The 12,303-nt window shown below is 73.4% G+C and carries 9 protein-coding genes; 4 read left to right on the top strand and 5 right to left on the bottom strand.

Annotated features, from left to right (window positions below; genetic code table 11):
• Nucleotides 1–55 precede the first annotated feature (55 nt).
• The 4 genes from KO717_RS09910 to KO717_RS09925 all read left to right on the top strand — a co-directional run bounded on the left by KO717_RS09910 (nt 56) and on the right by KO717_RS09925 (nt 7,626).
• Entirely contained in the window at nt 56–4,645 is a 4,590-nt protein-coding gene (locus tag KO717_RS09910; protein WP_301366025.1) for an ATP-dependent helicase, read from the top strand.
• Between the two features lie 155 nt (nt 4,646–4,800).
• Nucleotides 4,801–5,472, top strand: coding sequence for a hypothetical protein (locus KO717_RS09915; protein ID WP_301366027.1), 672 nt, complete (start codon nt 4,801–4,803; stop codon nt 5,470–5,472).
• Between the two features lie 499 nt (nt 5,473–5,971).
• Nucleotides 5,972–6,766 carry an Fpg/Nei family DNA glycosylase gene (locus KO717_RS09920; RefSeq protein WP_301366029.1) on the top strand — a complete coding sequence of 265 codons (795 nt, stop codon included), beginning with the start codon at nt 5,972–5,974 and terminating at the stop codon, nt 6,764–6,766.
• A gap of 89 nt (nt 6,767–6,855) precedes the next feature.
• The gene (locus KO717_RS09925; protein WP_301366031.1) at nt 6,856–7,626 is read left to right on the top strand and encodes an SDR family NAD(P)-dependent oxidoreductase; all 771 of its coding nucleotides are present in this window, start codon (nt 6,856–6,858) and stop codon (nt 7,624–7,626) included.
• A 366-nt stretch (nt 7,627–7,992) separates the two neighbouring features.
• On the opposite strand, the gene KO717_RS09935 is transcribed toward KO717_RS09925, so the two are convergent.
• The 5 genes from KO717_RS09935 to KO717_RS09955 form a co-directional block, all read right to left on the bottom strand.
• Complete coding sequence (locus KO717_RS09935) at nt 7,993–8,373, bottom strand: helix-turn-helix domain-containing protein (protein ID WP_030012484.1); 381 nt, start codon at nt 8,371–8,373, stop codon at nt 7,993–7,995.
• A gap of 109 nt (nt 8,374–8,482) precedes the next feature.
• On the bottom strand, nt 8,483–8,998 hold the full coding sequence (locus KO717_RS09940) for a CinA family protein (RefSeq protein WP_301374450.1): 516 nt from the start codon (nt 8,996–8,998) through the stop codon (nt 8,483–8,485).
• Nucleotides 8,999–9,045: 47 nt separating this feature from the next.
• Nucleotides 9,046–9,714: a CDP-diacylglycerol--glycerol-3-phosphate 3-phosphatidyltransferase gene (gene pgsA / locus KO717_RS09945; protein WP_301366035.1), complete on the bottom strand. Its 669-nt coding sequence runs from the start codon at nt 9,712–9,714 to the stop codon at nt 9,046–9,048.
• Entirely contained in the window at nt 9,711–11,201 is a 1,491-nt protein-coding gene (gene rimO, locus KO717_RS09950; protein WP_301366037.1) for a 30S ribosomal protein S12 methylthiotransferase RimO, read from the bottom strand. Before rimO ends, pgsA begins: the two co-directional genes overlap by 4 nt.
• 126 nt (nt 11,202–11,327) lie before the next feature.
• A complete protein-coding gene (locus tag KO717_RS09955) occupies nt 11,328–12,224 on the bottom strand; it encodes a helix-turn-helix domain-containing protein (protein ID WP_301366038.1) in 897 nt (298 codons plus the stop codon).
• Nucleotides 12,225–12,303: the final 79 nt, after the last annotated feature.

Genomic DNA, 12,303 nt, shown 5'->3' on the forward strand with positions numbered 1-12,303 from the left:
GCTCACGTTTCCCCAGGTCCGGCCCGTTGTCAGTGGCCGGGTGCACGATGGGGGCATGGCAGGCGCTGCGCTCGACTCGTTCTCCCCCGCGACCCGCTCGTGGTTCACGGGGGCCTTCGTCACGCCCACCGACGCGCAGGAGGGTGCCTGGCGGGCCATCGGTGAGGGCTCGGACGTGCTGGTGGTGGCCCCCACCGGCTCGGGCAAGACCCTGGCCGCGTTCCTCGCCGCCCTCGACCGGCTCGCGTCGACCCCGCCGCCCGCCGAGTCGAAGAAGCGCTGCCGCGTGCTGTACGTGTCGCCCCTGAAGGCCCTGGCCGTGGACGTGGAGCGCAATCTGCGCAGCCCGCTGACCGGGATCCGCCAGGAGTCGGTCCGTCTGGGGCTGCCCGAACCGGACATCCGGGTCGGGATCCGCTCCGGCGACACCCCGCCCGCCGAGCGGCGGGCGCTGGCCACCCGCCCGCCGGACATCCTCATCACCACGCCCGAGTCTCTGTTCCTGATGCTGACCTCGGCCGCCCGGGAGGCCCTGGCCGGGATCGAGACGGTGATCCTGGACGAGGTGCACGCGGTCGCGGGGACCAAGCGCGGCGCCCATCTCGCCCTCTCCCTGGAGCGGCTGGACGAGCTGCTGCCGCGCCCGGCCCGCCGGATCGGGCTGTCGGCGACGGTCCGGCCGGTGGACGAGGTGGCCCGGTATCTGGCGCCGCGCGGCAAGGTGGAGATCGTCCAGCCGCCGTCGGCCAAGGAGTTCGACCTGTCGGTGGTCGTCCCGGTGCAGGACATGGGCGAGTTGGGCGGCTCTCCCGCGACCGAGGGCAAGGAGGGCGGGGACAAGCCGTCGATCTGGCCGCATGTGGAGGAGCGGATCGCCGACCTGGTGCAGGCGCACCGTTCGACGATCGTGTTCGCCAACTCCCGCCGGCTCGCCGAGCGGTTGTGCAACCGGCTCAACGAGATCGCGTACGAGCGTGCTCTGGGCGAGAAGCTGCCGGAGGGCAAGCCCCCGGCCGAGATCATGGCCCAGTCGGGCGCCGCCCTGGGCGCCCCGCCGCTGCTGGCCCGCGCGCACCACGGTTCGGTGTCCAAGGAGCAGCGGGCGCTGGTGGAGGAGGACCTGAAGGCGGGCCGGCTGCCCGCCGTGGTCGCCACCTCCAGCCTGGAGCTGGGCATCGACATGGGCGCGGTGGACCTGGTGGTGCAGGTGGAGTCGCCGCCGTCGGTGGCCTCGGGGCTGCAGCGGGTGGGCCGGGCCGGGCACCAGGTGGGCGCGGTCTCCACCGGGGTGGTCTTCCCCAAGTACCGCGGCGACCTGGTGCAGGCGGCGGTGGTCACCGAGCGGATGCGCACGGGGGCGATCGAGTCGCTGCGGGTGCCGTCCAACCCCCTCGACGTACTGGCGCAGCAGCTGGTCGCGATGGTCGCGATGGACACCTGGCAGCTGGACGACCTGCTCGCCCTGGTGCGGCGGGCGGCGCCCTTCGCGGCGCTGCCGGAGTCGGCGTTCACGGCGGTGCTGGACATGCTGGCCGGGCGCTATCCGTCGGACGCGTTCGCCGAGCTCCGGCCGCGCGTGGTGTGGGACAGGGTGGCGGGGACGGTCACGGGCCGGCCGGGTGCCCAGCGCCTCGCGGTCACCTCGGGCGGCACGATCCCCGACCGCGGCCTGTTCGGTGTCTTCCTGGCGGGCTCCGACCCCAAGAAGGGCGGCGGCCGGGTCGGGGAGCTCGACGAGGAGATGGTCTACGAGTCCCGCATCGGGGACGTCTTCACCCTGGGCACCACCTCGTGGCGGATCGAGGACATCACCCGCGACCGGGTCCTGGTCACCCCGGCCCCCGGGGTCCCGGGCCGGCTGCCGTTCTGGAAGGGCGACCAGCTCGGCCGGCCGCTCGAACTGGGCCGTGCGGTCGGCGCGTTCCTGCGCGAGCTCGGCGGCATGGGCGAGGAGGACGCCCGGCTGCGGCTGCTGGCGGCCGGCCTGGACGCCTGGGCCGCCGAGAACGTGCTGGCCTACCTCGCCGAACAGCGCGAGGCCTGCGGTCACGTGCCCGACGACCGGACCATCGTGGTCGAGCGGTTCCGCGACGAACTGGGCGACTGGCGGGTCGTGGTGCACTCGCCTTTCGGCGCGCAGGTGCACGCCCCGTGGGCGCTGGCGCTGGGCGCCCGCCTCGCCGAGAAGTACGGCATGGACGCGCAGGTGATGCACGCGGACGACGGGATCGTGCTGCGGCTGCCCGACGCGGACCTGCTGTCCATGGACCTCCTGGACCACGACCCGGCCGCCGCGCACGGGTTCGAGTTCGACGACGAGAAGGCCCCGCTGGGCGCGGCCGACGTCGCCTTCGACCACGGTGACATCAACCAGATCGTCACCGACCAGGTCGGCGGCTCCGCGCTGTTCGCCTCCCGGTTCCGCGAGTGCGCGGCCCGCGCCCTGCTGCTGCCTCGCCGGAGCCCCGGCCGGCGCACCCCGCTGTGGCAGCAGCGCCAGCGCGCCTCCCAGCTGCTCCAGGTGGCCTCGGAGTTCGGCTCCTTCCCGATCGTGCTGGAAGCCGTACGGGAGTGCCTCCAGGACGTCTTCGACGTGCCGGGCCTGACCGAGCTGATGGGGGACATCGAGGCGCGGCGCGTACGGATGGTGGAGGTCACCACGCCGGAGCCCTCACCCTTCGCCCGTTCGCTCCTCTTCGGGTACGTGGCCCAGTTCCTCTACGAGGGGGACTCGCCGCTGGCCGAGCGCAGGGCGGCCGCGCTCTCGCTGGACTCCCGGCTGCTGGCCGAGCTGCTCGGCCAGGCGGAGCTGCGCGAACTCCTCGACGCGCAGGTGCTGGAGGAGCTGGAGCGGGAGCTCCAGTGGCTCACGGAGGACCGGCGGGCCAAGGATCCCGAGTCGGTGGCGGACCTGCTGCGTCTGCTGGGCCCGCTGACGCAGGACCAGTTGACCGCGCGCGGGGCGGATCCCGCCTGGGCCCGCGAGCTCGCCGCGGCCCGCCGCGCCATCCCGGTCAGGATCGGCGGTGCGGACCACTGGGCGGCGATCGAGGACGCGGGCCGGCTGCGGGACGCGCTGGGCACGGCGCTGCCCGTCGGTGTCCCGGAGGCGTTCACCGAGCCGGTCAAGGACCCGCTCGGGGATCTGCTGGCCCGGTACGCCCGCACCCACGGGCCCTTCACCACGGCCACCGTCGCCGCCCGCTTCGGCCTGGGCGCGGCGGTGACCGAGGGCGCCCTGCACCGGCTGGCCGCGGCCGGCCGTGTGGTGCAGGGCGAGTTCCACCCGGCGGGCATCGGCCAGGAGTGGTGCGACGCGACCGTGCTGCGCAGGCTCCGCCGCCGTTCCCTCGCCGCGCTCCGCCAGGAGCTGGAGCCGGTGCCGCCGACCTCGCTGGCCACCTTCCTCCCCCAGTGGCAGCACCTGGGCGGAGCCCTGCGCGGCCTCGACGGGCTGGCCCGGGCGGTGGAACAGCTGCAGGGCGCCCCGGTCCCGGCCTCCGCGCTGGAACGCCTGATCCTCCCGTCGCGGGTGAGCGGGTACTCCCCGGGCCTGCTGGACGAACTGACCACCGCGGGCGAGGTGGTCTGGGCGGGCGCCGGGGCGCTCCCGGGCAAGGACGGCTGGATCTCGCTCTACCTGGCCGAGGCGGCCCCGATGCTGCTGCCCCCGCCGCACCCGCTGGAGCAGAGCCCCCTCCACCAGGCGGTCCTGGCGTCGCTGGCGGGCGGGTACGGCCTGTTCTTCCGGCAGATCGCGCAGTCGATCCGCGGCGAGTTCCCCGAGGTGTCCGACGTCGCCCTGTCCGAGGCCGTATGGGATCTGGCCTGGTCGGGCCGGCTCACCAACGACACCCTGGCCCCGTTGCGCTCCCTGCTCGGTTCGGGCCGCACGGCCGGCTCGACGGCCCACCGGGCCCGGCGCACCGTCCCCCGCGGCCGGTACGGCACGCTCAGCGCGACCGTGTCCCGTACCGGCCCGCCCACGGTCTCCGGGCGCTGGTCCCTGCTGCCGGCCGCGGCCCCCGACCCGACGCACCGTGCCCATGCCCTGGCCCGCACCCTGCTGGACCGGCACGGGGTGGTGACCCGCGGGGCGGTCGCCGCGGAAGGGGTGGAGGGCGGCTTCAGCGCGGTCTACCGCGTCCTGTCGGCCTTCGAGGACAGCGGCCAGGCCCGCCGGGGCTATGTGGTCGAGGGGCTGGGCGCGGCCCAGTTCGCGATGGACGGCGCGGTGGACCGGCTCCGGGCCGCCGAGCGGACCCCGCCCCCGCTGGCGGCGGTGGTGCTGGCGGCCGCCGACCCGGCGAACGCGTACGGGGCTGCCCTGCCCTGGCCCGAGCCCCCGGCCGGGGCCACCCACAAGCCGGGCCGCAAGGCGGGCTCCCTGGTGGTCCTGGTCGACGGGGAGCTCGTCCTGTACCTGGAGCGCGGCGGCAAGACCCTGCTGGCCTGGCCCGCCCCGGAGGACCCCCGGCTCACGGCGGCCACGGCCGCCCTGGCGGGTGCCTCCCGCGCGGGCACGCTCCCGGCGCTCACGGTGGAACGGATCAACGCGGCGGCGGCCCTGACCTCCCCCCTGGGCCCGGCCCTGGAGGCGGCCGGCTTCCATGCCACGCCGAGGGGGCTGCGCCTGCGCTCCTGACAGCCGCGAACGGTCCCGACTGTGCCACTCACGTCCTGAACATGTCACAAAGCCGTCGCCGAGCCCCTGCTGGCTGGCCGACGCCCTTATCGATCCTTTATCAAGATGATCACAGGCATTGCACTGGCAATGCACCGTCATGGGGGACGAGAAGAGTGAGCACCATCAGCATGCGCAACACCGCCCTGGGCGCGGTCGGTCTGGCCGTCGTCGGCAGCCTGGTCCTGACCGGCTGCAAGAACGGCGACGAAGAGCTCCCGGCACAGCCGGCCGCATCCGGCCCCGGCAGCACCTCGCCCACCCCCGGCGCCTCGGCCAGCCCTTCCACCGGCGCGAGCGCGGCCCCCGCCGGCGCCCCGGGCACGGCGAAGCCGGGCCAGGTCTTCAAGATCGGCGAGGCGGCGGAGATCCCGTACGACTACGGAGACTTCAAGGGCAGCCGGCTCGCCCTCACCGTCACCGCGATCGAGCAGGGCACGCCCGCCGACCTGGAGGGGCTGAACCTCGGCGACAAGGCGAACGGCAAGGTCCCGTACTACATCCGCTACACGGTCAAGAACATCGGCACCACGGACATGTCGTACGCCTCGGTCGGTCACGTCAGGGGCCTGCTCGGAGACGGCACCGAGGCCCAGAGCCTGGCGGTCATCGGCAAGTTCGAGAAGTGCAAGGACGAGTCCATGCCGAAGGGCTTCGCCAACGGCCAGACCCAGACCAGCTGCGCGATAGCCCTGGCCCCGTCGGCCCAGGTGAAGGTCGCCGGCGCCGAGTACTGGGGCAACCCGTACAACGCGATGAGCAACAGCAAGGGCATCACCTGGAAGTAGCCCACCGCCGGGCCCCGCGGCACCCGCCAGGCCCCGGCACGAACGCCGGCCCCGGGCCCATGGCGCCCGGAGAGCAGGCCACGCACTCCGCCGCACCCGTCCCCGGACACCGACCCGGGGACGGGGCCGCCGCGGCCGACCACAGGCGCCCGATCGAGAGCCGGGGCCACGTCCCCGCCCGAACCGGGCCGGCAGCTCCACCCGGCGCGGAGCGCCCCACGCGGACCAGCGGCGGCGCACCAGGCCCCGGGCACCCGGTCCGGGGCTCGCGGTCCGGGGCTCGCGGTTTTCTGCCGACCGGGCGCGGAGCGCCCCCGGCGGACGTCGGCAGCGCCGCTGCCGGCCCCTGACACGGTCCGGGGCCGGGGACGGGGTCTGCCCGACCCCGCACGGAGCGCGCCCGGGCAGACCGCGGACCCCGCGCGGAGCGCGGGCCGCCGACCGCCCGCCGGAGCGGGGCGCGCGCCCGACAGGGGGCGGGCGGCGGCACAATGAATCCATGCCCGAAGGCGACAGCGTCCGGCGCGCGGCGACCCGGCTCCACACCGCCCTCGCGGGCCGCGTACTCACCCGCAGCGACCTGCGCGTCCCCCGCTTCGCCACCGCCGACCTCACCGGCCGTGTCACCCTCGACGTCACCCCCCGCGGCAAGCACCTCCTCGCCCGCTTCGAGGGCGGCCTCACCCTGCACAGCCACCTGCGGATGGACGGCGCCTGGCACGTCTTCGCCTCCGGCGAGAAGTGGCGCGGCGGGCCCGCCCACGAGATCCGGGCCGTCCTCGGCACCGCCGACCACACCGCCGTCGGCTACCGCCTCCCCGTCCTGGAGCTGATCCGCACCGCCGAGGAGGACCGGGCCGTGGGACACCTCGGCCCCGACCTCCTCGGCCCGGACTGGGATCCGGCCCTCGCCACCGCCCACCTCCTCGCCGACCCCGAGCGCCCCCTCGGCGAGGCCCTGCTCGATCAGCGCAACCTCGCCGGGATCGGCAACATCTACAAGGCCGAGCTCTGCTTCCTGGCCCAGGTCACCCCGTGGACCCCGGTCGGCGCGCTCCCCGAGTCCGTTCTCCCCCGACTGGCCGCCGCCGCCCACCGGCTGCTGTCCGCGAACACCGGCGAGCGGCCCGGCCCGCGCAACACGACCGGCAGCCGCCGGCCCGGCCAGGACCTCTTCGTCTACGGCCGCGTGCACCGCCCCTGCCTGCGCTGCGGCACCCCCGTCCGCGAGGCCCCCCAGGACGGCCGCCCCACCTACTGGTGCCCCCGCTGCCAGCAGGGCCCGACCCCCTGACGGCGGTCCCGCGGACCTGTCACCCAAGTCCCGGACCCGACCCGCCCCACCGATTGACGGTCCGTCAGATACGGTCGTACGGTCCGGGCATGCCCACACCCACAGCCCCGTACGGCCTCACCGGCCGCACCGCCCTGATCACCGGCGCCGCCAGCGGCATCGGCCGCGCCACCGCCGTCCTGCTCGCCGAGGCGGGCGCGCACGTGCACTGCGCGGACCTCGACGAGCAGGGACTCGCCGAGACGGCCGCCCTCGTTGCCGAAGCCGGCGGCTCCGCCACCGTCCACCCCCTCGACGTCACCGACCGGGCCGCGCTCCGGGCAGCCGTCACCGTGGCGGGCCCGCTCGACATCACGGCCGCCATCGCCGGAGTCATGCACAGGAGCAGCGTCCTGGAGACGACCGACGAGGACCTCGACCGGATCCTGGACATCAACTTCAAAGGGGTCCTGCGCACCTGCCAGGAGGCCGCCCGCTCCATGATCGCGGCGGGCCGCACCGGCTCGATCGTCACCATGGCCTCCGGAGCCGTGGACGCCGCCCAGCCCGGCCTGCTCTGCTACAGCGCCGCCAAGGCCGCCGTCGTCCAGCTGACCAAGACCCTCGCCACCGAGGCCGGCCCGCACGGCATACGGGTCAACGCCGTCGCCCCGGGCTGGATCCGCACCCCCATGACCGGCCGCCACAGCCCCGAGGTCCAGCAGCAGACCGAGGCGGCGATGGTCCGCATGTCCCCGCTGCGCCGGGTCGGCGAGCCCGAGGACATCGCCCGGGCGGTGCTCTACCTGGCCTCGGACGCCTCGTCCTTCATGACGGGTCAGATCCTTCGCCCGAACGGTGGGGTGTCCATGCCCTGGTAGCCCCGCCCGCCGCCCCCGGTGCCTTCCGCCGCGCCTTGCGCACCGGGCCCGGCACACAGTGCACCGGCAGCAGGCCCAGCCCCCAGCCGCCCACCGCCACCGCGCCCTCCACGGCCCCGGACTCGGCCGGCGCCAGGACCAGCCGCAGCACGGCCCACCACCACAGCGCGCCCACCGTCAGCGCAAGGACCGACACCGCGGGTATGCGCAGCAACCGCCGCACGACTGCCTCCCAGGGGCCGGAACCCGGACGGCCCCATCCTCCCGCACCCCCCGCGCGCCCGCACCCAGAACGGCCGGGAGCCCCAGCCGGTGCACCAGGCACCGGCCGGGGCTCCGGCCACGCTCAAACACGCACGTGCTCGCTCACGCGGCTACGACATTCACCGCTTCCGCAGGCGCCTTGATGGTCACCCGCTCCGGTCCACCCGTGACCGAAGCCATGGAGACCGAATTGAGCATCGGGCGGACCGGCACACTCACCGGTTCGCTTGCCGCGGCCGACTGTGCCAGCTCGGCCAGCGACAGTTCGTCACTGACTTCGCGCATCAGCTCGGACATCCGTACGTCCAACGCGTCGCAGATCGCGGAGAGCAGCTCGGAGGATGCCTCCTTCTGCCCCCGCTCCACCTCGGAGAGATAGCCGAGAGAAACTCGGGCCGACGAGGAGACTTCGCGCAGAGTACGGCCCTGGCGCTGGCGCTGCCGACGCAGCACGTCACCCAGCAGGCGACGGAGCAGAATCATCGGTGGCTCCCTCCTCTGACCGTGTAGCCGCATCCTTCACGCCCCACCGTACCGCCTCGCGCCGCGGCCGTGCGGGGAGCGATGTCGTGTTCACTCAGGGCTGCAAACATCAAATCCCCCCGTTCTGTTCCGTATCCTGCCTCCGCGCATTCTCGCGGAGTTGGTCCGAGAGAAGCCTGAGCACTGTGCGTGCACTCTCCCTACGGATTTCCGCGCGGGAGCCTTTCAACCTCAGACGGACCGTTTTCCTGCCCCCTGGACCGTCCACCGCGACGAAAACGGTGCCCACCGGCTGCCCGTCCTGCGGCTCCGGACCGGCCACCCCGGTGGTCGAGATTCCCCACGAAGCGCCCATCACGCGCCGCACGCCTGCCGCCATCTCGGCCGCGACCTGCGCGTTCACCGCACCTTCGGCTGCAAGCAGTCCCGCGTCCACCCCGAGGACCAGGTGCTTGATCTCCGTCGCGTACGCCGTGACCGAGCCGCGGAAGGACCGGGAGGCTCCGGGGACGGCCGTGAGCTCGGCGGCCACCATGCCGCCGGTCAGCGATTCCGCCACGGCGATCGTCTGGTCACTCTCCGCAAGCAGGCGCAGCGCATCCGCTGCCACTCCGGCCGCATCCACCGCTCCCGAAACGGCTTCCGCCGCCGGAAAATCCCCCGCCGCGTGGGTCACCGCGCGGCCCGCTCCGCAGCCCGCTCCTCGGCGAGACCCTGGCGGCGCAGCACGACCGCCTGCCGGATGTAGTCCAAACCGGTGACGACGGTCAGCACGACGGCGATCGCCATCACCCAGAAGCGCATGGTCGCCAGCGCCCCGGTCAGAGCGAGTACGTACATGCCCACGGCCGTGCCCTGGGCGAGGGTCTTCAGCTTTCCGCCCCGGCTGGCCGGAATCACTCCGTAGCGGATGACCCAGAAGCGGAGCAGGGTGATCCCGAGCTCGCGTCCGAGGATCACCCCGGTCACCCACCAGGGGAGGTCACCGAGCCAGGAGAGACAGATCAGCGCCGACCCCATGATCGCCTTGTCGGCGATGGGGTCGGCGATCTTGCCGAAGTCCGTGACCAGGTTGTACGTCCGGGCCAGGTGCCCGTCGAAGATGTCCGTGATCATGGCCACGGCGAACGCGGCCCAGGCCCAGGCCCGCCAGGCCGGGTCGTACCCGCCCTCGGCGAGCAGCAGCAGGACGAAGCCCGGCACGAGCACGAGCCGGATCATCGTCAGGATGTTGGCGATGTTCCACAGGCTGGCCTGATTGACCGCCGCGGCCCCCAGCTTCGCGCCGGGTACGGGCCGGCGGCCGGTCCCGCCCGCCGCAGATGCCGGGACTCCGGTCATCCGGCCGCCTCCTCAAGATCCATGCCGAGGGGCTCGGCCACCAGGTCCACGCCCAGGGTGCCGACCACCTTTGCCGTGACGATACGCCCGGGGACCAGGCCCGTGCTGTCCGTGAAGACCACCTGGCCGTCCGTTTCGGGTGCCTGGTGCGCGGCGCGCCCGTAGGCGCCCTCGCCGTCCTCGTCGACCGCTTCCACGGTCTCGACGAGCACTTCGAGGGTCTCCCCGATGCGCTCCTCGGCGCGCTGCGAGGTGAGCTCCTCGGCGAGCCGCTGCATGTGCGCGAGCCGCTCGGCGATGGTGTCCTCGTCCAGCTTGTTCTCGTAGGTGACGGCCTCGGTGCCGTCCTCGTCGGAGTAGCCGAAGACGCCGATGGCGTCGAGGCGCGCGTGGGTGAGGAAACGCTCCAGCTCGGCGAAGTCCGATTCCTTCTCGCCGGGGAAGCCGACGATGAAGTTGGAGCGGACGCCGGCCGTCGGGGCCTTGGAGCGGATGGTGTCCAGCAGCTCCAGGAAGCGGTCGGTGTCACCGAAGCGGCGCATGGCGCGCAGCACGTCGGGGGCCGAGTGCTGGAAGGACAGGTCGAAGTACGGCACGACCTTGGGGGTCGAGGTGAGCACGTCGATCAGGCCGGGCCGCATCTCGGCGGGCTGGAGGTAGCTGACGCGGACGCGCTCGATGCCGTCCACCTCGGCCAGCTCCGGCAGCAGGGTCTCCAGCAGCCGGATGTCGCCGAGGTCCTTGCCGTACGAGGTGTTGTTCTCGGAGACCAGCATGATCTCCTTGACGCCCTGCTCGGCGAGCCAGCGGGTCTCGCCCAGCACGTCGCTGGGGCGGCGGGAGATGAACGAGCCGCGGAAGGACGGGATGGCGCAGAAGGAGCAGCGCCGGTCGCAGCCGGAGGCCAGCTTGACCGAGGCGACGGGGCTCTTGTCCAGGCGGCGGCGCAGGGGCGCGCGCGGACCCGAGGCGGGCGCGAGCCCGTCCGGCAGGTCGGCGGGGGCCTCCGCGACCGGCTCCTGGGCGTGGCCCGGGAGGGAGACGTCGGCGGCCTGGCGCTCGGCCGGGCTGATCGGCAGCAGCTTGCGCCGGTCGCGGGGGGTGTGGGAGGCGTGGATGCCTCCGTTGAGGATGGTCTGGAGGCGGTCGGAGATGTCGGCGTAGTCGTCGAAACCGAGGACTCCGTCGGCCTCGGGGAGCGCTTCGGCGAGTTCCTTGCCGTAGCGCTCGGCCATACAGCCGACGGCGACGACGGCCTGCGTCTTGCCGTGATCCTTGAGATCGTTGGCTTCCAGCAGGGCGTCTACGGAGTCCTTTTTGGCGGCTTCGACGAAGCCGCAGGTGTTGACGACGGCTACGTCCGCATCGGCGGCGTCCTCGACGAGCTCCCAGCCATCCGCCGCCAAGCGGCCTGCGAGCTCCTCCGAGTCCACCTCGTTACGGGCGCAGCCAAGAGTGACAAGGGCGACGGTACGGCGTTCGGGCATGGACTCAAGACTACTTCGTCCCGGCGTCGGCCCCTGCCGCCAGTCCCCGTACAGCAAGATCCCCGGGGTGCGGCGCAGCACCCCGGGGATCCGGATTCAAGTCTTCCGCCCTAGGGCGGTCCCGCGTCAGCCCGCCTGGGGCTGGTCCTGGGCGGGGTCGGCCTTCGTGTATTTCAGACGCTCCACCTGACCCGCCTGGAAGTCGTCCTTGATCTCCTTGCCGTTCACGAAGAGCTTCACGGCCCCGGCGTCGCCGAGCACGAGGTCGACGGACTCCTTGTCCGTGAAGGTCTTGGACTCACCCTGCGCGAGGGTGCCGTCGAAGAGCAGCCGGCCGGTGGAGTCCTTCGCGGAGATCCAGCTCTCGCCCCTGTCGGCCGTCAGGACCACGGTGACGAGGTCCTTGGGCGCGGCGGCGATCGCACTGTCCGAGGGCTCCGGCTTGGGCGCCTGCGGGGTCTGCGGGGGCTGGGCGACCGGCTTGGCGCCGGTCTGCTTGGGTGCGGGCTTGGGGGAGGCGGAACCTTCCGCCACGGGGCGCTTGTCCTTCTCGTCGCCACCGCTGAAGGCGGTGAAGCCCACGAAGCCGATCACGGCGACGATGGCGGCGACCATGGCCGCGGTCCAGTTGGGCCGCTGCCGCTCGGGGCGGATCCGCTCGGCCTCGAACATCGGCGCGGCGGGCGTGGGTGCCGGCCGGCCGCCGTGGGCCGCGTCGTAGCTCTCGACCAGGGGTGCCGGATCGAGGCCCACGGCGCGGGCGAGCGTACGGATGTGACCGCGGGCGTAGACGTCGCCGCCGCACCGCGTGAAGTCGTCCTCTTCGATCGCGTGCACGATCGGGATGCGCACGCGGGTGGTGGAACTGACCTCGTCGACTGTGAGCCCGGCGGCGATCCGGGCCTTCTTGAGGGCCGTCCCGATGGACGGTCCTTCGACGGGACGTTCGACGATGCGGTCCTCGGACCGGTCGTCGGTCGAAGGCCGCTCTTCTTCGGGGGAGTTGGAGTTGCCGATGGACACGTGGGCGCCTTTCGAGCGTGTAGCCACCTGCTGGAAGTCCAGTCTAGGGGGGTGACGAAAGGGTGGAGCAACCGGAGGG

The sequence above is a fragment of the Streptomyces xanthophaeus genome (assembly GCF_030440515.1).
GTDB classification, from domain to species: Bacteria; Actinomycetota; Actinomycetes; order Streptomycetales; family Streptomycetaceae; genus Streptomyces; species Streptomyces kutzneri.